At 37.7% G+C, this 22,721-nt stretch carries 36 protein-coding genes; 2 read left to right on the top strand and 34 right to left on the bottom strand.

The genetic code is table 11. The annotated features are described in order from the left end of the window. Positions 1 to 148 precede the first annotated feature (148 nt). The 18 genes from LC087_RS19470 to LC087_RS19390 form a co-directional block, all read right to left on the bottom strand. Complete coding sequence (locus LC087_RS19470; RefSeq protein ID WP_226540878.1) at positions 149 to 910, bottom strand: phage tail domain-containing protein; 762 nt, start codon at positions 908 to 910, stop codon at positions 149 to 151. Between the two features lie 12 nt (positions 911 to 922). Continuing rightward, positions 923 to 4,480 carry a phage tail tape measure protein gene (locus tag LC087_RS19465; RefSeq protein ID WP_306020989.1) on the bottom strand — a complete coding sequence of 1,186 codons (3,558 nt, stop codon included), beginning with the start codon at positions 4,478 to 4,480 and terminating at the stop codon, positions 923 to 925. 157 nt (positions 4,481 to 4,637) lie between these two features. After that, a complete protein-coding gene (locus tag LC087_RS19460) occupies positions 4,638 to 5,105 on the bottom strand; it encodes a hypothetical protein (RefSeq protein WP_226540875.1) in 468 nt (155 codons plus the stop codon). An 86-nt stretch (positions 5,106 to 5,191) separates the two neighbouring features. Further along, positions 5,192 to 5,767 carry a phage tail protein gene (locus LC087_RS19455; RefSeq protein WP_226540873.1) on the bottom strand — a complete coding sequence of 192 codons (576 nt, stop codon included), beginning with the start codon at positions 5,765 to 5,767 and terminating at the stop codon, positions 5,192 to 5,194. Continuing rightward, positions 5,764 to 6,195, bottom strand: coding sequence for a hypothetical protein (locus tag LC087_RS19450; RefSeq protein ID WP_226540871.1), 432 nt, complete (start codon positions 6,193 to 6,195; stop codon positions 5,764 to 5,766). The genes LC087_RS19455 and LC087_RS19450 overlap by 4 nt, the downstream gene beginning before the upstream one ends. Beyond that, complete coding sequence (locus LC087_RS19445; RefSeq protein WP_226540869.1) at positions 6,185 to 6,577, bottom strand: hypothetical protein; 393 nt, start codon at positions 6,575 to 6,577, stop codon at positions 6,185 to 6,187. The genes LC087_RS19450 and LC087_RS19445 overlap by 11 nt, the downstream gene beginning before the upstream one ends. Beyond that, a complete protein-coding gene (locus tag LC087_RS19440; protein WP_226540867.1) occupies positions 6,561 to 6,935 on the bottom strand; it encodes a phage head closure protein in 375 nt (124 codons plus the stop codon). Before LC087_RS19440 ends, LC087_RS19445 begins: the two co-directional genes overlap by 17 nt. Continuing rightward, a complete protein-coding gene (locus LC087_RS19435) occupies positions 6,904 to 7,191 on the bottom strand; it encodes a phage head-tail connector protein (protein ID WP_226540866.1) in 288 nt (95 codons plus the stop codon). The genes LC087_RS19440 and LC087_RS19435 overlap by 32 nt, the downstream gene beginning before the upstream one ends. 13 nt (positions 7,192 to 7,204) lie before the next feature. Continuing rightward, positions 7,205 to 8,356, bottom strand: a complete 1,152-nt coding sequence (locus LC087_RS19430) for a phage major capsid protein (RefSeq protein WP_226540864.1) — start codon at positions 8,354 to 8,356, stop codon at positions 7,205 to 7,207. Continuing rightward, positions 8,353 to 9,084 carry a head maturation protease, ClpP-related gene (locus tag LC087_RS19425; RefSeq protein ID WP_226540861.1) on the bottom strand — a complete coding sequence of 244 codons (732 nt, stop codon included), beginning with the start codon at positions 9,082 to 9,084 and terminating at the stop codon, positions 8,353 to 8,355. Before LC087_RS19425 ends, LC087_RS19430 begins: the two co-directional genes overlap by 4 nt. Further along, positions 9,081 to 10,226: a phage portal protein gene (locus LC087_RS19420; RefSeq protein WP_226540860.1), complete on the bottom strand. Its 1,146-nt coding sequence runs from the start codon at positions 10,224 to 10,226 to the stop codon at positions 9,081 to 9,083. The genes LC087_RS19425 and LC087_RS19420 overlap by 4 nt, the downstream gene beginning before the upstream one ends. An 18-nt stretch (positions 10,227 to 10,244) precedes the next feature. Continuing rightward, on the bottom strand, positions 10,245 to 11,882 hold the full coding sequence (locus LC087_RS19415) for a terminase TerL endonuclease subunit (RefSeq protein WP_226540859.1): 1,638 nt from the start codon (positions 11,880 to 11,882) through the stop codon (positions 10,245 to 10,247). Then, a complete protein-coding gene (locus tag LC087_RS19410; RefSeq protein WP_226540858.1) occupies positions 11,875 to 12,231 on the bottom strand; it encodes a hypothetical protein in 357 nt (118 codons plus the stop codon). Before LC087_RS19410 ends, LC087_RS19415 begins: the two co-directional genes overlap by 8 nt. 107 nt (positions 12,232 to 12,338) lie before the next feature. Continuing rightward, positions 12,339 to 12,647 carry an HNH endonuclease gene (locus LC087_RS19405; RefSeq protein ID WP_226540856.1) on the bottom strand — a complete coding sequence of 103 codons (309 nt, stop codon included), beginning with the start codon at positions 12,645 to 12,647 and terminating at the stop codon, positions 12,339 to 12,341. 39 nt (positions 12,648 to 12,686) lie between these two features. Beyond that, positions 12,687 to 12,929 carry a DUF7448 domain-containing protein gene (locus tag LC087_RS19400; RefSeq protein WP_306020981.1) on the bottom strand — a complete coding sequence of 81 codons (243 nt, stop codon included), beginning with the start codon at positions 12,927 to 12,929 and terminating at the stop codon, positions 12,687 to 12,689. After that, positions 12,877 to 13,032 (bottom strand): DUF7448 domain-containing protein, encoded by a 156-nt coding sequence (locus tag LC087_RS19945; protein WP_443111818.1) that lies wholly within the window; start codon positions 13,030 to 13,032, stop codon positions 12,877 to 12,879. Before LC087_RS19945 ends, LC087_RS19400 begins: the two co-directional genes overlap by 53 nt. Before the next feature lie 29 nt (positions 13,033 to 13,061). After that, a complete protein-coding gene (locus tag LC087_RS19395) occupies positions 13,062 to 13,274 on the bottom strand; it encodes a hypothetical protein (RefSeq protein WP_226540851.1) in 213 nt (70 codons plus the stop codon). A 269-nt stretch (positions 13,275 to 13,543) separates the two neighbouring features. Continuing rightward, positions 13,544 to 13,819, bottom strand: a complete 276-nt coding sequence (locus tag LC087_RS19390; RefSeq protein ID WP_226540842.1) for a hypothetical protein — start codon at positions 13,817 to 13,819, stop codon at positions 13,544 to 13,546. Positions 13,820 to 13,993: 174 nt separating this feature from the next. Between LC087_RS19390 and LC087_RS19385 the strand changes: the two genes are divergently transcribed. After that, complete coding sequence (locus tag LC087_RS19385) at positions 13,994 to 14,182, top strand: type II toxin-antitoxin system HicA family toxin (protein WP_226540840.1); 189 nt, start codon at positions 13,994 to 13,996, stop codon at positions 14,180 to 14,182. Between the two features lie 25 nt (positions 14,183 to 14,207). Next, positions 14,208 to 14,627, top strand: coding sequence for a type II toxin-antitoxin system HicB family antitoxin (locus LC087_RS19380; RefSeq protein ID WP_226540837.1), 420 nt, complete (start codon positions 14,208 to 14,210; stop codon positions 14,625 to 14,627). A 170-nt stretch (positions 14,628 to 14,797) separates the two neighbouring features. Here LC087_RS19380 and LC087_RS19375 read toward each other — a convergent pair whose 3' ends face one another. The 16 genes from LC087_RS19375 to LC087_RS19300 all read right to left on the bottom strand — a co-directional run bounded on the left by LC087_RS19375 (position 14,798) and on the right by LC087_RS19300 (position 22,662). Then, positions 14,798 to 15,253, bottom strand: coding sequence for a helix-turn-helix transcriptional regulator (locus LC087_RS19375; RefSeq protein WP_226540835.1), 456 nt, complete (start codon positions 15,251 to 15,253; stop codon positions 14,798 to 14,800). Between the two features lie 78 nt (positions 15,254 to 15,331). Then, positions 15,332 to 15,643, bottom strand: coding sequence for a hypothetical protein (locus LC087_RS19370; protein ID WP_226540833.1), 312 nt, complete (start codon positions 15,641 to 15,643; stop codon positions 15,332 to 15,334). Between the two features lie 97 nt (positions 15,644 to 15,740). After that, positions 15,741 to 16,235, bottom strand: coding sequence for a dUTP diphosphatase (locus LC087_RS19365; protein WP_226540831.1), 495 nt, complete (start codon positions 16,233 to 16,235; stop codon positions 15,741 to 15,743). Next, a complete protein-coding gene (gene fbpA / locus LC087_RS19360) occupies positions 16,232 to 16,342 on the bottom strand; it encodes a Fur-regulated basic protein FbpA (protein WP_226540828.1) in 111 nt (36 codons plus the stop codon). The genes LC087_RS19365 and fbpA overlap by 4 nt, the downstream gene beginning before the upstream one ends. A gap of 506 nt (positions 16,343 to 16,848) precedes the next feature. Further along, a complete protein-coding gene (locus LC087_RS19355) occupies positions 16,849 to 17,313 on the bottom strand; it encodes a RusA family crossover junction endodeoxyribonuclease (RefSeq protein WP_226540824.1) in 465 nt (154 codons plus the stop codon). A 10-nt stretch (positions 17,314 to 17,323) separates the two neighbouring features. After that, positions 17,324 to 17,593, bottom strand: coding sequence for a hypothetical protein (locus LC087_RS19350; protein WP_226540820.1), 270 nt, complete (start codon positions 17,591 to 17,593; stop codon positions 17,324 to 17,326). 105 nt (positions 17,594 to 17,698) lie between these two features. Further along, positions 17,699 to 17,872, bottom strand: coding sequence for a hypothetical protein (locus LC087_RS19345; RefSeq protein ID WP_226540819.1), 174 nt, complete (start codon positions 17,870 to 17,872; stop codon positions 17,699 to 17,701). Further along, positions 17,872 to 18,120, bottom strand: a complete 249-nt coding sequence (locus LC087_RS19340) for a hypothetical protein (RefSeq protein ID WP_226540818.1) — start codon at positions 18,118 to 18,120, stop codon at positions 17,872 to 17,874. The genes LC087_RS19345 and LC087_RS19340 overlap by 1 nt, the downstream gene beginning before the upstream one ends. 278 nt (positions 18,121 to 18,398) lie before the next feature. Continuing rightward, positions 18,399 to 18,959 (bottom strand): ATP-binding protein, encoded by a 561-nt coding sequence (locus LC087_RS19335; protein WP_306021019.1) that lies wholly within the window; start codon positions 18,957 to 18,959, stop codon positions 18,399 to 18,401. 5 nt (positions 18,960 to 18,964) lie between these two features. Further along, the gene (locus LC087_RS19330; RefSeq protein ID WP_226540815.1) at positions 18,965 to 19,846 is read right to left on the bottom strand and encodes a helix-turn-helix domain-containing protein; all 882 of its coding nucleotides are present in this window, start codon (positions 19,844 to 19,846) and stop codon (positions 18,965 to 18,967) included. 169 nt (positions 19,847 to 20,015) lie between these two features. Continuing rightward, complete coding sequence (locus LC087_RS19325) at positions 20,016 to 20,279, bottom strand: hypothetical protein (RefSeq protein WP_306021017.1); 264 nt, start codon at positions 20,277 to 20,279, stop codon at positions 20,016 to 20,018. A 3-nt stretch (positions 20,280 to 20,282) separates the two neighbouring features. Then, the gene (locus LC087_RS19320) at positions 20,283 to 20,849 is read right to left on the bottom strand and encodes a hypothetical protein (protein ID WP_306021014.1); all 567 of its coding nucleotides are present in this window, start codon (positions 20,847 to 20,849) and stop codon (positions 20,283 to 20,285) included. Position 20,850: 1 nt separating this feature from the next. Continuing rightward, the gene (locus LC087_RS19315) at positions 20,851 to 21,420 is read right to left on the bottom strand and encodes a host-nuclease inhibitor Gam family protein (protein ID WP_226540811.1); all 570 of its coding nucleotides are present in this window, start codon (positions 21,418 to 21,420) and stop codon (positions 20,851 to 20,853) included. Further along, a complete protein-coding gene (locus LC087_RS19310; RefSeq protein WP_226540809.1) occupies positions 21,417 to 21,593 on the bottom strand; it encodes a hypothetical protein in 177 nt (58 codons plus the stop codon). The genes LC087_RS19315 and LC087_RS19310 overlap by 4 nt, the downstream gene beginning before the upstream one ends. A gap of 105 nt (positions 21,594 to 21,698) precedes the next feature. After that, the gene (locus LC087_RS19305) at positions 21,699 to 21,911 is read right to left on the bottom strand and encodes a YqaI family protein (RefSeq protein WP_226540807.1); all 213 of its coding nucleotides are present in this window, start codon (positions 21,909 to 21,911) and stop codon (positions 21,699 to 21,701) included. Between the two features lie 364 nt (positions 21,912 to 22,275). Further along, positions 22,276 to 22,662, bottom strand: coding sequence for a hypothetical protein (locus LC087_RS19300; protein ID WP_306021011.1), 387 nt, complete (start codon positions 22,660 to 22,662; stop codon positions 22,276 to 22,278). Between the last annotated feature and the right edge of the window lie 59 nt (positions 22,663 to 22,721).

Genomic DNA, 22,721 nt, shown 5'->3' with positions numbered 1-22,721 from the left:
CGACGAGTTTATTAAGTGATTGAAAACATATTTTAAAGTAACTTTTTCTTAACGTGTAGGGAGTCGGTTGAATTGTGTCTAAAATGTGTCTAAACGTGTATTTTTCTCCGATTGATACCGTGACCCCATATTTCTACCACATCCTTTCTTAGATATATTTAAACCTAAAATTAAAACTAATCTCAAAGTTAGACGCGTTTGAAATCGTGAACTGGTTTTCGCCTTTATCCAACTTAATCACCTTGCGATTGCAGGCGTGTACAATACTCTGGTTGTTTTTCTCTGGCCGGATGCCATTTAGGACAAGCGTGTCAGATGTGGTTGTCGTACCCTCGTACTCCCACGTATCCTGCGTTCGATTGTTTTTGATCTTTAAGCCGGTTGAGTTTCCAACAAATGAGATTGTTAAATCGTGCTTGCGTGGGTCGATTGGGATGTCACTAAGATTGTTAAGAGTAAAAGAGCTACTCGTAAATTTGTACTCGACTTCATCCACGCTCTCTAACAAAGGGTCAAACATGATTAAATTTATACTAAACTCTCCATCTTCCAACGTTAGATAGTCGATGTCAAAATCACCATCTACAGCAACTCTCATACGTTTATTTGGTTGCAAATCTCGGATAATATAAAACTCCTGGAGAGATAAAAAAGTTTTATATATTTCATCTCGGAAATGGTCAAATTCCTCATAGTCATCACATTCAAACGAAAAAGACGTTGAAATCTTTCTAGGTTCTATTTTTGATCCTAGATAAATCTCACCGTCTCTTGCTTCGAGTGATTCAGTATCATGTTTTCGTGGTGGTGCTTTGATTCTGAAATTTTCTACCCATAACCCCAAGTCATGCATATCTACTTCTGTTCCGTCATCATAGACGATTTTAAAATTAAAGATACTTTTATTCATCGTGATCGCCCACTAAAAAAAGTTTTTCAATTCTACATTGTTTGTTAAGATTTCATCTGTGCTTTCGGCAATAATCTGATCATCTAAAAGCATTTGATTTGTTAGTTGTATCACTATAGCTTGATTTGCACTATAAGCTAGACCTTTATCAATAGTTGTTTGCTGTCCAGGCATGGTCTTCGCAATCATTGCCCCAATCTTGCCTAAAACATCATCACTTAAAGGTAGTGCTGCTTCTTCTACATTCGCATCCCCAATACCAATTAACCTAGGAGAATTTGGAGCGAATACTCCACCATCTTTGTACCATTCCACACCAAAACTAGGAACCGAGGGAGGATCTAAGCTAAAGCCTCCACTTATTGAAAAGTGAGGAAGTTTAGGTTTAGGAATTTCGAATTTAAGTTTATCTCCTAAGTTGCTAAACCAACTGATCACATCATCTTTAAAGCCTTCTATAGTTCCCAGTAAGTCTGCGACATTCTGCCCGGCATCTTTTTTAAGTTGACTAAAACTAGCTATAGCATCGACAGTGGCATCTGCTGCCGCACTTGTGATGTTATCTTTTATTTCATTCCATTTTTCAGAAGCTGTACCCTTGATATCGTTCCAAGTTTTACTGATATTGTTACCAAAAACTTCCCATTTCGATAAAACTTCACCTGTTTCCCAATCGACTTGATCAACGTGTTCTCCCGCTTGAGCTTTAGCTTCTGTAACTACATTTTGGTGAGTTTCTTCAGCACTAGAAACCGTTTCATCTCTTTGTTTTTTTGCATCTGCAATCAATTTAGCTGCTTGATCTGCTGATATAATTCCTGATTCATCTCTCATTCTGATGATTTCAGCAATGGTCGAATTGTATTGATCGTTTGCTTGTGCAATCACTTCATCTTTCTGTTTAGTTGCATTTGCGACAACTTCCGCTGCTTGAGTAGCTGTTATTTCTCCAGATTGCGTCCTTAGATTTTCCAAGATAGCCTTTTGTTCAGCTTCACTTTCTGACATGACTTGTATTGCTGTATCTTTCATATTCGCTTGAATCGTGTTAATTTCTAACTGTTCAGCTTCTGTAATGGCTCTTTTCTCGTCTTTAGCAAGTGTGAGGATTTCAGATACTCTCGCTTGACCTTCTTGAATTTTTAAAGCTTGTTCTTCCTGATTCAATTGCACGTTTTCTAAGATTTTTGCTTCTTCTTCTTCTGATAGTGCTGCTGATCTTGCGAAAAAGTCTGTTGTTGTTTGCAGTTGTTCTTCATGATCAGCTTTCATGTTCTCTAAAATTTGAGTGTTCATACTGTCAAAAGTGCCAATTAAATTCGTGGCCATTTCATCCGTTACCGTTTGACCACTCCAAGCCAGACTATTAAGAGCAACAGTAGCTTCTTCATCTAACTCTAAAAATCCATTTACAGCTTTTTTTGTTGATTCGGATACATTATCACCAAAACCCTCAATTTGTATGGATGATTCTTGCATGTGATCATTTAGGGCATAAGCTCCGACTCCTAAGGCCGCTAAGCCTGCAATCGTTAATCCTACCGGTCCTGTTAGTGCCGCAAGTGCAGCAGATAAAACTCCAGAAGCTCCACCAGCAGCCGATAGAGCTACAGACGCACTGCCGAATCCGGAAATCAAAGATCCTACGCCCGAAACCATACCACCAATTGCGAATAAAACTGGTCCTGCCGCAATCGCGATACCACCAATCGCAAGTATCGCTTTTTTAGTCTCTGGTGACATCTCAGACAATGTATCAGTTAAACTTTCAACACCTTTTCTTACATCAGGTAGGATATCTTGGGCAAAATCCAATAGTTCTTCGCCTAAAGGTAATAGTGCTTCTTGAAATTCTCGCCATGTTTGTTTTGCCCTATTACCAAAGCTTTCTTCAACAGTTTTAGAAGCGTCCTTCATCGCGGTTTCATAGCCATCTAAAGCGTCAGTTTGATTATCAAGTGAATAGATAACATCACTTTCAAGGTCTTCCCATTTGGTCCCGAAAAGACTAACACCTAAGTTATTTGCCAACACTTGATCTTCCATGCCTTCCAGTTCAGGAATAACAGCATTAAAAACATCTTTTACCGTCTTTTCTCCGTTTAAAAATTCTTTCCAGACCTGTTGAGTATCTGTACTCAAAGCACCCATTGCTTCACTTGTGCTATCAGAGCCATCTTTTACTCTGATTTGAAATTCTTTCATGACATCGTTGACGTAATCAAGATTGTAAGCCCCGTTTTGTGAACCATTTATCAAGATTTGAAAGTATTCATCCGCACTGAATCCCATTTCGTTGAACAAGGGAGAATATTCAGCTACATTATCAAATAATTCTCCGCTATAATTAAGACCATTCTGCGCACCTTTGATTAATAAGCCAAAAGCTTCATCTGTGGTTAAACTAAATTGATTCATCATTTGATCTGCGCCACGAGTCACTTCCGTTACATCACTTTCGAAAATACTCGCTAGGTTCATAGCATATCTAGATACTGTGTTTAATTCTTCTCCGTCTAACTCCATCATGTTTTGTTTTACAGTTGCGATTGATCTAGCAACCTCATCTGTGCTTTCGCCATAACCAGATTTCCAAACATCCATCATGATTTGTTCCAGTTTTTCTGCTTCTAGTCCTGTTGTTCCTAAGCTGGCGATTAATTGACGATTGGCTCCATCAAAGTCACTAGCTGATTTCGTTAGCAATGCACTTGATCCAGCTACTGCTGGGGAAAGTGTTGCGCTCGCGTTTTTTCCTGCTTCACTTATTTTCTTACCGGCTTTTTCAACCGAATCAGCGACTTTATCAGCGACTTTTCTAACCTGTTGCATGGTGTCTATTTGTTTATCAAATGCCCGTCTAGATTCATCTGTCTGATTAGATAGCTTTTGTTGGGACGTTTTTAGTTGTAGCAATTTATTCTCTAACTTACTAGCTTCTGTTGAATTGTCTCCATAATGCTTTTTCGCTAGCTTTAATTGTTGAGATGTGTTATCAATTTGCTTTGATACTACTTCTTGTTGCCCTTCTAAGCGAACTAAATTAGTACGCAACTTATCGGTTGATGAAGCATTTTCGCCAAGTTGTGCTTGATTTAACTTGAATTCATTAGTGACTTTGCTCATTTCAGAAGCAAGTTTTTGTTCTTCTGTCTTTAAACTACTCAATTCTGTAGCAGTCTCTGATGTTTGATGAGCAACTTTTTCTAATTGCTGTTCTGTTTGTTTAATTTGAGTCCCTAAACGTTCATAACTAATCTTTGAATCTAATAGCTTTCGACTTAGCTTTTCAGCTTCATTCGAGTTTTCACCAAAGGTTTCTTTTGCTTTATCTAGTTGCTTTTCAGTTTCTTGGACTTTCTTTTTAGCGACTTCTTGCGCTTCTTTAAGAAAATCAACTTTAGCTGTCAGTCGATCCGTTGCTGTTCCACTTTGTTTTAATTGCTCTTCTTGAACTTTAAATTCCTTTGTAAGCTTGGTGCTTTCGTCTCGCATCTCTTTAATCGCTTTATTAAAGTCCTTGTTGAAGGCAGTGAATGTTACACTCGCTTCATTTTTCTTTCTGGCCATCCTTAAACCTCCTTAGGACTGGCTTTCCAACCATCATAAGCAATTACACCTTGATACATTCGATCAACGGATGCTACTGGTTCATGCCAAAAAGACGCTGAATCTATACCAGCGCCTTTCACATATAAAACATATAAATCTTCAACACATTCAATCTTTACTTCTGGCTTTCGGACTTTTTTCCGTTTTTTCGGCTCCGATCTGTACTCTTTTCGAAACCTTCAACAAATTTATTTTTACCAAATTGAGATGTAATCAAGTTAAAATAAAGGTTAAGACTACTCTCGTACGTATCATGATAGCGTTCCAAAAAGTCATCAAATGAGTAATTTGTATTGGGATTGCCACCTAAAAAACCTAAATAAATAGTTGCTAAGATTTTATTTTCATCAATATCTACATCATTAGGATTTACGTTTTTATTAGTTGATAGCCTTTCAATCCCTTGAAGTCTGACTAAATCAGATAGCAAAGACGATTCAATCAACCCTGTCTCTCGCCCTCGTTTTAAAGCGTAGTTAGTGATAAAACAAGGGAATGTTTTTTCGTTTTTATAAATGATTTCAAAACCATCAGAAGTCTCTTGTGTCACGGCGTCTTTAAGCGTTACTTTTTGAATCTTCAATTTAAGTCCTCCAATTCTTCAATCGGTATTTCTTCTTTTCCTTCCTCAACGGTTGCGCCTAGATCAACCGAAAAGGCCTGACTCTTTCAAGCTTCAACAAGCTCTCGATTAAAGTTTTTATGCCAATCTGTCTTCACCACATCGTCTTCCAATTCATCAACAAATGCTTCGTAGTACAACTCTCCTGAATCATCAGCTAAAGCAGTAAATTCAAGTTCAATTTCTGCTACTTCATCTGCTCCATTTTCAATGTTGATTTTTAATCCTGATGCTGTAGAGCAGTTAGGAAAAGCGATCATCTTTGTAACGTCTTCAAACTCGTCAATGACATCAGCAGTTAAAACAAAGTTAGCACCTTTTGAAGCAGTACCGTATGAATAGACACCTGTTTTTAAACCGTCTGTTTTTAAACCAAATATGTCTCTCAACACCTGACAATCAACGTGAGCCGATACCGTTAGATTGTGTTTTTGAGGTTTAGATGTTTTTTTCGCCTCAATACCTTCACATCTTTTTATTAATTCTTTCATTTCAGTTTCTCCGCCAATAGTACCCACGCATCCGAACGGTTTACCATCTTCTTTTGTTCCACCTTTAATAAATTGTAGTGCTACATTTTTAATGGACATAGCATCAAATTCCTCAATAACTGTCGCCATCATAAAACCTCCTGTATTTTTTTCGTTACTTCTTCTTGCAATCTATCAATGATTTTGCCTGTTACTTTTTCCAAACCAGTTTTCATAAATTCTTGTTCAATATGGTTATAAGGTCCTCGTCCTTCTTCCGGAAAGACAAGATAACCGAAACTACCAGGTTTGTTTGAGGCTCCGCCTTTGGCTTTGATGGTAAAACCTAAATTGTGTTTGTCAGAGTCCCACCAGTCAACTTGTTTGGCATGCCTTTTGGTTCTGACAACTCCATCTTCATCCCTTGATATAGGAATGAACTTAGTAATCTCTTTAGCTGTCATTTCGATTGCTTCGCCATGCAAGACATCATTTAATGTTTTTTCAGCACCATCTTGCACTTGTTTTAACTTGACTTCAAGATCCAACAATTTGTAATTACATTCAAATTTAGCAACCAATTGGAATCTTCCTTCTCAAAGAGATCATGACTTGATCAACGTACTGATCAGTGTCTTTTAGCTGAACCCTTAGCTTATTTGTTCGCTGAAATGTGATGCCATAAATATTCCTTAGATCGGCTATTAAGTTAACAACCTTTTCGTCTAAATCATCAAGATATTGACTGTAGTAATAAACATCAATCACTTGAGATAAGATTCGATCTTGATTTGTAGGTTCGATTTCCCCCATTTGCAGGACAAAAAAGTGATACCCATTTTCGTTAAAATCAATTTCTTCATCTTGTGCAATCTCGTCTTCAAAAACAGGTATGTTCTGTTTAGCCAACAGATCGTAGATTTCTTGTTTCTGTTCTTTCATTTTTTCAAATGTCTTCTCCATCAATTACACCTACTTTTTGCAAGTAAAAGAAAAGTAGTGATTTTTCTCGATTACTGTCAACGTGAATCACGTCATATTCGTTCGAGTCAATCACTACTGTTAGCTTGCTTTTATCAACATTTTTAAAGCTTGGAGGGTATCTGGTTTTCACTTTTAAATCTAAGGTAGCACCCAAGATGCCAGCTTTCCGAAAGTCCGCTTCTCTGTAGGACATTTCTTCAAATCCTAGCTTGCCTTGGGAGTTAAATTCTTCACCTAATCTCTTCCCTGTTGACGATCTCTTTGTTTTTTTGTGTCCATAAAATAAAAAGCCGTCATTGAAGTTATCATGAATCGGCTTCTCGATTTTTCTCAACATGATCTCTCACTCCTTCGTTAATAGATAATTCAAGGAGTTGATTTTTAAAATTGACGGGGAATAGCTCTATTGAATTATTAAAATCGTATCGGCAATAGTCTAATAGCAACTGCTGAGCGATTTCATGTGTATCAAAATCTAATTCAATACCAGCTTTTGAGTTTAGATAAGCTTTTCCGCGATCAATTATTTTTTGTAGGTATTCGTCTTCTTCGTTCCATGTGATTCTAAGCCTACTCTTCAATTCATCTAGCATTTAGAATCACCTCTTATTCGGTATCAATACTTGGCTCTAACGCGCTAATATCGTAAACTGTGAAGCTATCTGAATCTAATGGACGACCATTAGCCAATCTACGAATCAAGTAAAGTCGTTGATCTTCCACCATTCTTAATACGTCAGTCGTTTCTAACGTTTGTTTTGAAGCAACACCCATGAAGTAATCTTTCGGATTTCCTGCAATCATCGTATTTAAAGGAACAGCAGGAACTTCAATGATTTCTAGTCCTGGAATTGAGAAGTTGCCATAAGTCCAAGTTCCATCATCTTTTTGTTTAGCACCTAAAGCAAAGAACTTAGTCGCATAGTCTAACGGGTTGACCATTAAAGTCACACCTGTGTATCGTCTAGTTCCATCTTTTGTCGTTGGTGCTAAAATTTCTTTACCAATCGTTTCTGGCGTGAAATCTTCAAGGGTTACTTTTGCTTTTTCTGGATATTCACCATTCACAACAGGTCCTTCTAATTTGCGAATCATTCCAATTGGTTGAGTCTTTCCTGTTCCATTAATCACGACATTTTCCATTTCATCCGCAATAACTTCTTCCATGAACGTTCTAACATAACGGTCTAACCATTCAGGACCTAATTCAAACATGGCTTTTGAAACCACAAGGAATCCACTTAGTTTGTACATGCCTTGTTCGATTGTTTGGAACCCTTCATCTACCATTTCTTGAATGGAAGCTCTCACATCTCCCCAAAAGGCTGCTGGTGTTCCTGGCTTTCTTAAAACCCAAGCTGTAGTCGCGCCAGTCGTTTGAAAGTTGATACGAGATAATAACGGATGTTCCTTTTGTAGATCTTCAAAAACACGTTCGTATACGGTAGGTGGCATTAATTCTTCTGTATGATCAAATCCTTGAACTTCAATGGCGGCGTTGTAGAATTTTCGTTCTTCCGATGTTAAAACTCGAACACCACGTGAAGCTAGTACTTGCTGATCCCAATTTTCTTCTTTTGCTTGGTTCGCTTCTTTAATCACATTGTCCATCATGTATTGGAAATGAGAGAAGTTATTTTCAAAGTTCGTCACAATCTTTTGAGCGACTTCATTCGCGTCACCAGCTTCAAACGCTGCCTTCATTGCTTGAATTTGTTCTTCCTTATTTTCGATTACGTTGCTATCTAAGTTTTTCAATTTTCATTCCTCCTAAAGTTATCTAAAATACTTTTACTACTTGCAACCATTGGCACAGGTTCCTTTTGACTTCTAAACCTTTTCAAAATGTTATTTTTAAACTCTTCTGGATCTACTTCTTCATTTTCTTCTTCAACTTCCACTTCATTTACTTTGTCAGCCAATCCAACTTCAACAGCTTCTTCGGATGTAAACCATGTTTCATTTGTGATCATGGTTTCAATTTCTGATCTTTCGCCCTGGTATCTTGTCATGTAGATATCAGATAAGGATTTATCAATCCCTTCTAAGGCGTTGAGTGTTTTTTGAATATCGTGTTTCGTTCCCCAAGCATAAGTGGACGCTTCATGAATCATTAGCATTGATCCCTTATTCATGATCAATTCGTCCGCTGCCATTGCTATAATACTTGCAATACTCGCGGCCAAACCATCGACATAAACAGTCACTTTTGCATCATGATCCTTAAGTTGGTTGTAGATCGCAATTCCTTCAAACGCATCCCCACCAGGACTATTCAAATGAATTGTTATTCGTTCTGTATCAATATTTTTAAGAGTTTCATTAATTTGTTTAGCTGTTACAGCTTCACCAAACCAACTTTCACCTATATCTCCATAGATGGTTATTTCCGTATTATTTTCTTTATACTTTTCTTCTGCTTTAAATTGTGGTTTGATTTGATTTGCTATTTCGTTGTATCTCTCATTTTTAAAGCGTTTGATCAACTCGAATCCCCTCCTTTCATATATTCCTCAACTTCTAAGTAGTTCTTAGTGAGGTGGTGCGATTCTGCCCATTCGTCACTAAGTGGTTCGTCCCCTATCAAGTTTCTATTTTCATTGATACTGTAAGTTCCAGATGCCACGAATTTATCTAATGCTGTTGCGATCTTGGCAGGATCAACATATTTAATCCATCGTGTATCAACTTTCATATAGGTGCGTTCGAGATATTGTTTCTTTGTATACATCTTTCGATTAATTTCGGATTGGATAATCTCGGCTATTGGAGCGACACAAAACATGACAAAGTTGTCTGTTTGTTCCTCAACTTCTGCCACGTCACCTTTCAATAAGCCTTTTGGGATATGGAAAGCCATGCTAACAACGTCTAATATGTCATCAACAATCGCTTTAATATCTCGGCTATTTTGCCCGTTACTAGAGAAGGTGAATTCTTCGGTTTTGATTCCATCTTGTAATGGGAGAACTGCCGAACCTTCTGCTTCTAAAAACTGCTTTAATTGACCATAAAACATTTCTTCTCGATCTTCTTGATCATCATTGGTTTGACTAAAGACTCCATCCATTTCAAGCTTTACTCTTAGAGCATTTGAGCGTTTGTAGTAGTTCATGGATGCCGATAAAAGTTTTCCATAACTTCCATAAAAGTCATCAATCACACTTCTAATGCGTTCATTGTTAAGCTTGAAATACAGAACATCACTTTCTGAATATGTCTTAAGTAATTTGTAATCGTTAACCACAATGTTTTTGTAGGTATTCTCAAAGAACGCATATTCTTTTACGTCAAATGAATCCGCTACATATAATTGCTCTTTTTCCATGATTACAAGGCATTGATTGTCATAGACGAGCTTCGAAACAAACTCATGAATAAATTCACCAGCATTTTGATTTTGGTTAGGTTCCACATTAAAGAGATAATGCATGTTCCCTTTAGTCTCTTTCCCTTTTTCAAAGGTGCGAAACTGTGATCTAATTAATGCATTGGCTATCAAGTTAACTGATGTTTGTATGGCCAACTTTTTAACGTGATATTCTACCGTTAAATCAAGGTAGATTCCTTGATCGTTTAAATTTCCTTCTGGTGTAAACCAACTTTTAAAAAAGCTATATAGACCCATTCAAACTTACTCACCTCCTTAAAAGACTCTAACTTTCAATGGTTTTAGTTTTTTCTTTTCTTTCAACTCATCATCAAGATTTAGCGCATGCAAAAAGGCGAAAAACCCATCTGTCTTTCGCTTCTCTGGATCTATTTTTTTGTACTCAATGTTTCCGTTAGCTTTTTCATCTTTGTAGACATTTCCTACAAACCAACGCATTAACGGATCATCACCAAAAACAATCGAGTTATTAATAAACATTTCATCAACTAACGGTGATAAGATAGCGTGTGTTTGTGGTCCGCGTCTTACAATCTCCACTTCAAACCCTGCATCAGCAAAAGGTTCTTTCAAAATTCTTGATCTGTATAAATCCATACAGACTTTTTTAATGCGATATTTCTTAGCTATTTTTACAAACCAACCTAATACATGATCAGCTGTAATTGATTCATCGTATACAACGGTTAAAAGTTCTTTTTCTCTTGCAAGAGCAATAATATCAGGATTAATGTCCTGTGTTTTAGGCGCGGTATGATGCATAAACGTATGATGCAACCAGTAGCGTTTACCTTTATATTTGACTAAAAGTCCAACAGAACAAAAGTCCCGAACTTGAGCAAAGTCAACGCCTCCTATTGCTTCGCTACCTTCTATTTCTTCCGGAATAGGTTGATCTGTCGCTAACCTGTCTTGATATGTTGCAACTTCATTTCTGGTATCCTCCATCGGAAGGTTCATGCGTTTCGCCATGAACTCAAAGCGCATGGCATTATTTTTCTTCAACAACCGGTATTCATTTTTCATTTGTTTTTGTAGAGTAGGAAAATACCGATAGGACGGGTTTGCCTTCTCCCAATTCTTTTCATCGTGTACTTCTTCCTCATCATCAATCTTACAGATGAACGGGAATAGCGTTGAATCAGGCATTTCTTTATTCAGTACCATTCTTGCTTCTTCTTTTAGATCATCAAGAACACCACCTCGAACATTTCCATCAGTCGTGATAAAAAAGGTTCTTGGATCTGGCTTTTTTCCTAGACCACTTGTAAAAACTTTAATGTTTGAGTAGTCATCATACTCATGAATTTCATCAAAGATAATTGCACCTGATCTTTTCCCATCCTTTGTACGAGCGTTGGAAGTGTTATATTCAAGTTTAGATTTCGTTCCGTTATGCTGGATGAGTTGTTTAGATATTTTAAATATCTTTTTCATCTTTTCTTCGAACTTTTTAGTTGTTAATACGTTATAAACATCTTCAAATGAAGTCTTCGCTTGATCTTCTGACGTTGCCACGATATCAATGTCGTAGTTATCTATACCGTGATGCCCAGTAGTCATGTAAAAGCTATTGTATGAAATAAATCCGTTTTTTCCTGCGCCACGACCCAAAAGGTATAAGTAGCGATCAAATACTAAACTACCATCGTCATATCTAACTCCAAAAATAAAAGCGTTGCAAAATTTTTGCCACGCAAATAATTTGTATGGAAAATATGGAGCTGGAATGTTCACTGATCTTTCAATAGCTTCCGCATCAATAATGACATTCGGTTGATCTAACTTCCATCTAAGGAATTTCATTAATTGCTTTTGTTCTTTGCATGATCGAATTTCATTTTCTTCGACCATCCTCATGTATTCATCAATGTACGGATGATACTTAGACATCTGCATCAGCTTCTTGTTGTTCACGACCATGTTCTTCTTCTATCTTATCTACTAGAATAAACAATTTTTCATAAGCCGATGTGTAACGGTTCATGGTATTGTTATATGACTTTTGAGCAGGGTTTTCAACAAGCATTCGTTGCCTTCCGTTTTCCATCCAATAAGTAGGTCCTTTTGTTTGTACGGTTTCCTCTAAAATTTGTAGTTGAATGGTCATATGTGCAATACGTTTGATTAATTCTTTTGCAATTTCTTTCTTCTTGTCGGGCAATTTTACTAGGATTTTGTTGATCCGCTCAACTTCCAAATCAATCAATTCCTGCTGTTTTTTCTTACTTAGTTTTGCCACAACCCCCCCTCCTTCCGTGCGCGACACTGCTGTATGTTTTTTCCCACTAACCCTAGTCCGTTGAACGATTTCCCTTATTTACCCCAAAGGAAAATGACCCGGGGGTATTACCATTTCTCTTCAATCCAAAACTTCGGCTCACGTTTAATTCTTTCTCGCTTGTGTACCAAGTTATGACATTTAATACAAAGGCAAAGAAGATTATCTATATCCAATGCCAAGTCAGGACGATCTTTCACTTCTTTAACATGATGTACATTCTCTGCCTTGTGATATCGTCCTTCATCCTTGCACATCTGACACTCATAGTTATCTCGTCGAAGTGCTACCAATCTAAGCTTCATCCATTCCCTAGATTTGTAGAACTTCATGAGATCACCTGACTCAAAATACTTTCTAATTGTCGCTGTATCCATGTGATCAACCCCATAATAAAAAGCACCCGTTAGGATGCTTTAAGATAATCTTATAAAGTCTACTTCTTCGGAATAATAACCATTTGATTCTCCTAACCATCTAAGAGTTACATATCCTTTGATGGTTGCAAATTTATAGAATGTCCAAGTGTTGCTTATTCCATATTCAACTTTCTGGTTAGATTCAACTTCTGATAAAAGAATAGGTGAGTCAATTAGATCGTTCAGATCACCTATAATTTCTTCTAGCGTTACATCTTCGCAGAGAGCAGTCTTGTTCATGATGCATTTTGTACCTTTCACCATCTGAAGTGTGAAAGATTAATTCATCTATCTTTTCTTCGATAAGAGTAAGAACTTTGCCCTTCAAGGCATCAACTTCCATCTATTTCACCCCATAATAAAAAGACGATCCTAGACCGTCTCGGCAAGTTTATTCATTTCTAGCTTAGCTTCATGTTCTATCTGTTCTCTTAGTTCTGTCGGACCATCAAAGACTATTGTGTGATCCACGACTTCGCCTTTTTGTAAGACTGCTTCCACCAATCCAGATCCATCACCAACAACTACCTTAAACTTAGCTACCGTTTGATCTCCAAGCACAAAGTATTCTTTCGCTTGCACCACAGGAACCAATCCTTTCATCGTGTTTGTACAGTCTATTCTAGGTGGTTGAATGATATTCCTGCAAGTACCAGTACACAAAACGGTAGATTAATAGACCATCCAAAGTTATATGTTTCAGATAGTCTATTAACTCATCTTTAATTATATAAATTCGTTTATAAAACATAGTATACGATTACCATATGTTTTATATACTTTTGATAAGTGTTATTGATAGTTAATTAGCAAACGAATATCAAGAGAACGAAAACTAATTATTAGAGTGTACCCTATTGAAAGAACAAAGTGTGAATAAGAAAACCAGCACCAGCTAAAAATATTAATCCATTGATAATTAATAATCCATTTCTCTTTACTTCATTAAACATTTCGAGGACAAATAGACGCAAACTATAGATAACCCAAAAAAGAATAAAAGTATATTTAGAAATTAGAACTAGATCTTGATTTTCTTCAAAACGCCAAAAAAATGATACGAACAAAAGTATAATAAGCACTGCTAAAAAAGACCGATCTGTGTATTTCTTCTTTTTTTCAATATCCATTTAAAAATCCCCTTTCCTCATCCATTATACGACAGAAAAGAGAAAGGGTTTCACACTTACGAATAAAATGCTTAGTAGGATTTAGTTTGCCTCAACTTTTCACCATCAATTTCAAATCTCGTCTTGATACGTATTATTACACGTGTTATAATAAGAGTGTAAGGAGGAAAGCTGATGAAAAGTTATTCTTCAAAGCAACTAATCAAACTACTCGAAGCAGATGGATGGTACATAGTTCACATCAAGGGCAGTCATCATCAGCTAAAACATCCTTCTAAAAGTGGTAAGGTCACAATCCCACATCCTAAAAAAGACCTTCCACAGAAAACTGTTAAGAGTATCCTAAAACAGGCTGGTCTATAAGATCAGCCTAAGGAGGTAAATATATATGAGCAATAAAAAAGATCGTTATATCTATCCAGCCATTTTTGATTATGCTGACGATGGAATTTCTGTAGAATTCCCTGACTTACCAGGTTGTTTAACTGCTGGCGATTCAGATCGTGAAGCTGTTGGAATGGCAAAGGAAGCTTTAGCATTACATCTCTATGGTATGGAACAAGATAATGATTCTATTCCCGATCCTACTCATATTAAAGATTTAAAAGTAGACGCTAATCAGACAGTTGTTTTAATTGATGTTTGGATGCGTCCTTTTAGAGATGAGATGAAAAATAAAGCGATTAAGAAAACTTTAACGATTCCTAAATGGCTGGATGATCTGGCTAAAGAAAATAACGTGAACTACTCTCATGTGCTAAAAGATGCATTGATTAAGTATCTTGGAGTAGACGAAAAGCGCCCGTAATAGGCGCTTTTTTTTGCATAATATCCCCACATCATCAAACACTAAAATAAGAGCCACCACATACTTACTTAACAGCCAATAGTATGACTACTCGACCAAGTAGGTGGCTCGCACAAAAAAAGCACCCTGTTGGATGCCCGATCAGGCTAACCCCGATCCCTATCACCATTTTAACAAGCTGACATTTGCTTTCTCAACTTTGCGTCCTTTGCGACATTTGCGTCATTTGTGCCATTCGCTAGTTGATTAACGATGGAATTTCTCATTCTCCGTATATGCGCTTCGGATAATCCCATATGATGACCAATCCAACGATAACTCTTTCCCTCGAGCAACCAGTGTAAGACTTCAATTTCACGATCATTTTTTATTAAGTGCAGCCGATCCTGTATTTCTGATATCTTTTCTTTGTAATTCTCGATTCGTCCAAGCCTATTTTCTCTTCTCAATACTTCTCGATAAATCGGATCACCGTTCGTTCCTTGTGGCTTTGGCATGCTCGATTCAATACCATATTGTGCGGTTAATCCTTCTCCAGCGTCCAACATCGAACTTCTTAAATTTCTTACAGAGTTGACCATCCAGTGATAGTTCTTTAGTATGTTCTCTACTTCCTTTTTGTTCACTTGATGCACCTCCAAATTTATCCTTGCTGACATAGCGATTCTGACGCAATTATCTTTTTACCTCGTACGGTAGTGCGGTTAATTTGCTCCTAAATATCGAACCAAATCCCGATCAATCAATAATAAAGTTGTTTTTGTAGCAGAAGTGAATTCATCTATAAGTTCAGAAATTTTATTGTTATCGTCCTCATCTTTCACATCGACAATATATCGACAAAGAGCGTGGAATTTGTCCAACTGCTTAGGCTCTCCTTCGAGCTTCACTTCCTCAATACTATTTCCTGCGACTTGTTCAGCATAAACCTCAAACGCTTTCTCTTTCGCATTCTCGCAATCCTCAACAGCGATTAGTGCATAATACTCCTGCTTATTAAACTCAAAGTATCTCATCACTACGCCCCCCTCAATTTATCTTGCAACGCTTTCTTATAGCACTTCTGACAAATACACCCCGACTCAATGGTTGACTGGCATTCGACGCATTTCATTAGTAGTTAGCCTCCTGCCTAGCGTGGTTTACCTCATTTTTTGCTTTGTATGCCTGCTCGATTTCGTCCCATTCAAATCCAAGTAATGCACCAAGAGCGATGAATGGCATTGTTAGATAATCATAATCGCCTGTGTACTGAATTCGAGCTGACGCATTGAACACTGAGTTAAACTCGATTGAATAGTCAAACTTTCTACTGATAACAGTCGGATATTTCACATCATCGTTAAAATCGTTATGCCCCAGATCAATCCCTATCGAAATAACACAGTGCAGACAATCAACATATTCCTCAAGCAACTTTTCACGATTAGGCTTTTGATTGCTACTCCATTTCTTAAATCCTCGCCATTCGTTTGCTAATTCCCCTAACTCCACTTGTAGAGCAAGCACTTTCCAGTACAGATTATTTTCATCTTTCAATTCTGGATGCTTCTCCATGATGTGCTGTTCTAACTCCCTTTGCATCTCAAACAGTTCTTTAACGTTCATTTTTTTGCCTCCTCAATTTCCTTCACTTTCGCTTTCAGTTCGTCCAGCGTTAATTCGTAAAGTTGCCTTCCGTCCTCACATTGACATTCTCTGTCTTTCTTGCCCATCTCCCTCGCTCCTTTCAAATTTTGTTACTTTGCGGTCTAGAGCAGCTACCCTGTCACTACGTATAATTGGTAATATTTTCAGATGTGGCGGTTCAATCCCCGAATCGTACACGCCTTACCGTACAGACAACCGTCTAAATTGTGTCTAAAATATGTCTAAACGTGTATTTTTCTCCGATTGATACCGTGACCCCAAATCGTGTGTTCACCTGTTAAATATTCACCCATTAAATTATCGTAATAGTCCTTTTGAAAATCCTTATAATCAGGTTTTTCGAACATCCCCCATATTTTCCAGATATGTCTACGATGTCTCCAAGCAGCATAAGTCTCAATAATTAACATCGCGAGTGCTTTATTGTTCTCACATAATGGCAATAATTCTTTTTTTAAATTCTTGTCGCATCGGTTTATATTTTCTTTTTAGTTGACTCATTTTTTCTCCTTTCCAGTTCCCTTCTGACAGGATTGAAGAGAACTCACCTATTCTATGAATCCCTTATCCATCAACGCTTGACGCTAGCCTTGTGAGTGAGTTCAACGTTGTTATTTTGAGGTGAAGTCCATTCCTCAACTTTGATTTCAACTCTCGGTTCTTCGCTATAAAACTTTGATACTTTCAAATCCACTACTTGGCTATCATCATTCCAGATCACCTTATTCAGCGCATCTTTGACTCCCTTAACGTAATTGTCTACATCTGGCTTAGTGATCGGTCTTAATTTGCCTTGTTCCGCTGCTACTTTCTTTTTCTTGCTGAATTTCTTCAAGGATGGTTTATATACAATCACTTCAAGACTCAATGGTCCTTCCAATAGCTTAGTAGGCTTATGTTGTGACGCTACTAGCTTGACATATTGTTTGAAATCTCTTGATTTGATCGGATCGTACATTCTCACTTGTCCATTTCTTGTAGATGCTCTTGGTCTCCCTTGTGCAACTGGTTCGCCGTAAACTGTAAATTCGATCATGATATCACCCTTAACTAGATTGTCTATTTCTCATTCGTTCTGCCGCTGCTTGTCGCTGTTCTTCACTCATAACTCGTTCTTTTTTCATGGAAACTTGCTTGGCTGTTAAAGTCCCTTTTGCCGCTGCTGGATTATTTCGCTCGTCATATTCGGTGATCGTGATATCTGTGATTTTTTCTAGCTTTCGAATATGTTTAGGAACGGTTGAGTAAACTGTCCATTGATCGGTTTCCGTTTCGTATACTAAAACTGTCTCCTGTTCTTTGCGAGAATAAGCCATATTTTCACCCTTTTCTATGTTTTGAATGCTATTAGTCCAGAAATATATTTGCGTTCTTTTTTCGCCCTATTTAATCGGGAAAATTGAGCGTAGAATTGATGTTAGCTAATCCTTAAACTCATAAACTTTTCCTGACTTGATTAATACCCCGTGTTTTTTGCTATATGGAGTCATTTTCTTGATGTCTTGTTTGCTCAATCCTTCTTCGTATATGGTTAAAACGCTCAAAATCTCGTTATCTGGGCCTTTCTGTTTGTGGCTTGCTAAACGTCTAGTCATCATGCGATCCTCCCTTTCAAGGCTCTGTCCATCACTAACAAGGCTACTTCTTCTTGTGATCTGTCAAAGTGTGCAGCCAGTTGTAGGATAAGCGTTTGTGAACTCACCTTTTGTTCAATCCCTGTTTGCCATAACTTGTCAAACTCTTGAACTTCTTTTAAATCCCAGTGAAAGTCAATCCAATAAAATCCATCTAGAACAGTGTATATACTCCGCTTTTTCTTGCGGTACCTGACGTGCCGATCCATCTAAACCACCCTTTTCGTCTTTCTATAGTCATCTGTAAACAAGTCTATAAACTTAGTATTCTCGTACATTCGACTTGTGGCTCTAGCTTCCAACTAGGCTATCTAGCTTGCCTTCATCAAGATTCGTTGTCCACACGGTTGCCTTGCCTTTACGATTTTCAATGATCTCGGTCCATGTACGTACTGACCAGCTCACATCTGATATTTTTGTAGTCTCAACGCCCATATCATCAATGATCAACAAGTCTAGGGATGCCATTTCTTTAAAGACGGTTTCTTTATTCCCCGTTGTCAAAGGTCGCTTTAATCTTGTTAAACAGATCCACTGCGGATATATAGCCGACTTTAAAACCTTGATGCTTCAATGTTCTCGCGACTGCTTTAGCGATATGGGTCTTTCCTGTGCCTGGATTGCCCATCATGAGTAAATTGATTTCTGGTTGATCTTTAAACGCTTTACAATAGTCAACGGCTACACTTTTCGCATTGTTAGTCACTTGATTATGAGATTGATAATTTTTAAACCCTGACTGATCGTCTATAGGGATATGCCACCAGTTTTCTATCAGCATCTGTTTACGTTTCTCGCTCATTTCTAGAGTGATTTCTTTGCTTAATACTTGGCCCTTACAACTCGTACAAACTTGATCTGCAAGGTATTTAAATTTCTCTTCGCCTATTTGATACTCCCATCCAAACAATTGCCCTTTGTTGAATTGACTCTCTTCGCATTGAGGACATTCTTCTTTGATCAACTTAACGTTTTCAGCTCTATCAATGAGTTCTGGCTTTACCTTAAACAAAAAGTTTTCTAAACGACTTTCTCCTAAAATATCCACTAGTCCTAAAATGGTAGTTCCTCCTCCGCTTGACGTAGTCGCTCCATTTCTTCGGGTGTTAAAGGTTTAAGCTCTGCTTGCCTTCGTTTGGATTCCTCGCCTTGCTCAAAAAGTGCGCCATTTTGGAATTGGTGTTGTGGTTGATACGATTGCTTTTGCTTTTTCGTTCGATAGGTTTCTATAGGGTTTGATTCATCTAGAAATTTCACCATGTTGTTAGGCTTCATGAAGTCTTGCAATGTCCAGCGATGTGTCCAGTAGTGATCTTGACTGTGCAGAACTTCTGCATAATGATCTATGGCTTTTAAAACTTCTTCCAAGCTGTATTCTTCAAGTCTTGCTTTTATATGGGATTCCATTTTTTTGTTTAGTTTTTTATGTTTGATGATTCCCTTAGAATTCCAATGCTCCAAAACGCTATATATATAATTACTTAAATCATTATTTAGTTCTTTTAAATATTTAGTACTATCAATACTTAGTAGTTGCGGGTTTTCCGACTGACGGGTTTCCCGATGTCGGTTTTTCCGACTGACGGATTTTCCGTCTTTCGGCGGGTTTGGTTCATTTTGTTCATCTTGTTTTTCTACAGGCTGAGGAAATTCGTACACGATTGTTTCCCATCCATCAAATTTACCTTCTTCATTCTGCGCTCTTTTCCTAACTACGTATCCTGCTTCTCTTAATTCCTTTAATGCGCTTTTAAAAGAATCTCGTCCGTCTTTCGCGTGCTTTTGTAACTCGCTATTGTAAAACGTCCAATCATCAGGTTTAGAAAGCATATAAGCATGAAGCCCTTTCGCCTTCCAACTCAAATTAGGATCATCCAAACTGGTTTTATTCATGACAACAAAATCTCTATTTTTAACAACTCTTATGATGCTCATTCAGATCAACCCTTTCTTCCGCATACTGCATATCTATCTTGTATTTCGATTAATTTATAATTTGGATATCTTTTCATGTAATCATTGACTAGCTTCATAACTTCTTTTTCATCGTTTGCCTGCTCCCAAATCCATTTAGGAAGCAGGACTTTTGTTTTATAGTTGAACATCACTCAAATGGAAAATCGTCTGTTGCGGATGGTTTATCTTCTTGTTTTTCTGGTTGAGTGTCCTTAGGCTCATTTGTTGGTGGAGGTGGTGTTTGCTCCTGTTTGTTAGATTTTTGATTTCCGTTTTGTTTGACCGCGTCGAACATCATTTCAATCCCTTTTTTAATAACTGGATCAGTGCGATCTTGACCAGATAACCATTCAAGATAACCTGGTGCTTCTTTGTAGATTTCTTTTAACGTTTTCCCCTTTATGCTTACCAAACGTTAATTTAATTTGTGCTGCATCTTGAGTGTCATCGTTTCAATATTTTCTGTTTGAGTGAATTCTTTGATGTCCTCAATGTCTTGTGTAAAAATTTCTGAAAGACTAGCTAGGGTTAAGGTTGCATCTATCTGCGCTCGTTTTTTTGCCATTTTCAAGCATGTGTTTGCCAACGTGTAAGCATCCTGTTTAATGTATTTCCGTTCTTTTGTATTGCAATGACCAACACCCTCGGTGATCTTATTTCCGTCCTTATAGATCATGCATCGGATAGTAAAAGCGAAGAATCCTTTGTCATAATCCTGTATCTTTTCCGTTACCTCGTATTCACTTGTCACACCAAAAAGCATATGGATTTTTTCCGCACCAGGTTTTAATAGAGTAGGTTTGCCCGTTCCTGGTATCACTCCAAAGTCATGTTCTCGCTTGAGCGTGTTTTGAATGACCATTTGGAATTGATTGATTTTCGATAAGGTGCTTTGCACGGCTTCGAGATCGACTGTATCAATGATTGATAGTGTTGTAGCTTGCTGTTCTTGTGTTTGCTGTTTGACGGCTAACTGACCCATATTAATCAACCTCCACTTTGTATGTGATCGACTCCGGCTTAACAACGGCTCCCTCAACAACTTGTCCATTTTCATCAATGACTGCCATGCCCTCACTGGTTTCAGCGACTTTTAAGGTTTTCTTGAGGTCTGCCCATTTAACCGATTCTTTGATAAATCCCTGTAGATCGTTCGTTTTGATGTACTGCAATAACGCTTGTTCATCGGCTTTATCTGGTTGACACTTCGTTCTTCTGGACTTTGATCTACCATATGGAGTTGATAAGGTTTTTTGCTTCGGATCTTCTTCTAAAACGTTCGCATGATATTCGTTTATAAGTGTTTCGAAAAACTGTATATCTTGTTGTAAGCCTCGTTTCTGTTGCGTTTCCCACTGTTCAATACGTTCATGCTCAATCTTCGCTAACTGTTCAATCTCGGCTTCCTGCGCTTTAAATGCGCTCAATTTTCTAAATGCCCAATTCAGTGAGTCGATACCACTAATTTGATAACGTTGTTTCACTTCGTCCTGTTGTTCTTCTGCCCAATCAATATTCCAATCATCAATTTCCGTTTTTAATAATGGGTTCATTGCGCTTGACCTCCTTGAAACGCTTCTACTCCAAGCCTTAGATACTCCTGATAATCTTTGAAATTTTTAAACTTGAAAACTGGTTGACCCTTTTTGTTAAAGTCGATATATCCACCTGCTTGGGAAAGTCTTCTTTGTGCTTCTGGACGATCGTCGAATTGAATAGTTTGCATTTAAAATTCCTCCTTGATTAATTTGGTAAAGTAACATATAATGGGCGTATCAAGTTTTTCTTCAAATCTCGTGTTTAGTAGCTCACTCGTGCAAGTGGGCTATTTTTATGCCTCCGAAAAGGTAAATCCATAAAACTTAGATAAGTATTTTTCAAGATTGTCCTTCAAAACTAGCTCTCCATTCTCGTCCTCAACGTATTCATCACCTGAGAGAATCTCGTCTCCAAAGTAATCAATTCCAAAGTGTTCCTCTTGATCTACTAAATTCGCATAGCCTGTACGTTCCATTTGAGTGATTGTTGGGTGTTCGATTTGCATTATTTAGCCTCCTTTAATTCTCGTAGTTCGCCTTCGATTTTTTCTGCCAGCACACCAAAAGGCATGTGATCAATTACAGATTATCCCGAACGGGAAAGCCCACTTCTTCAGATGTGGGATGATAGTGAGGTCAGATACGGTGTAGCTTTAGCTACATTAAGTATCTGAAATACGCTATACTTGAGTTATAGACAAGAACAAGTCTCTAAAACGCTAATGTGTTCTTTGAAAATAGAATACGTATGAGGTTGTGTAGCATAACTCCTGCTACACGTAAAACGTATTGGGTCGTCAAGAACAAGACGCTAAAACAATACGAACACAACAACTGGACTACTTGGTAAAAGGGTAGTCGCCATAGGTGCTATATGCACTGCCTATGGAGTGGTGATGGCACACCGCAATCTTGCACGTCAGCGATACCAGAAATGGACTTCGCCTTTGGTAGCAAGAATCCCACGTCTTTAGACGTGCGGAGTGTCAACAAGTCCCTTAAAATTTCTAACTGGTTGTATGTCAATTCGATTGTTTTCGATTCAAGATTTGGAACTCTGTAGACTCTATCAATGGAGGAAGCATCAAGCCACATTGCTTTATATTCATATAAACTTTTTAAACCTCCTTCACTTATCACGTATTCAGGTCTCGACTCCCCGTCTTTATAACTAAAAACTTTATCCAATTCGACCAACGTTCCATCCTCTATCATTGCTACAATCTCGCTAAGTTTGTACATTTTTGGTTTATACATTTCATTTGCTCCTTTCGTTTTAAAAAGATCGGAGGGAGGTTTTCCAGGCCTACCCCCTA

Source organism: Bacillus carboniphilus (assembly GCF_020524035.2).
In the GTDB taxonomy this organism is placed as follows: domain Bacteria; phylum Bacillota; class Bacilli; order Bacillales; family JAIVKR01; genus Bacillus_CC.
The sequence above is the reverse complement of the archived record's forward strand: the minus strand, read 5'-3'. Positions and strand labels throughout refer to the sequence as shown.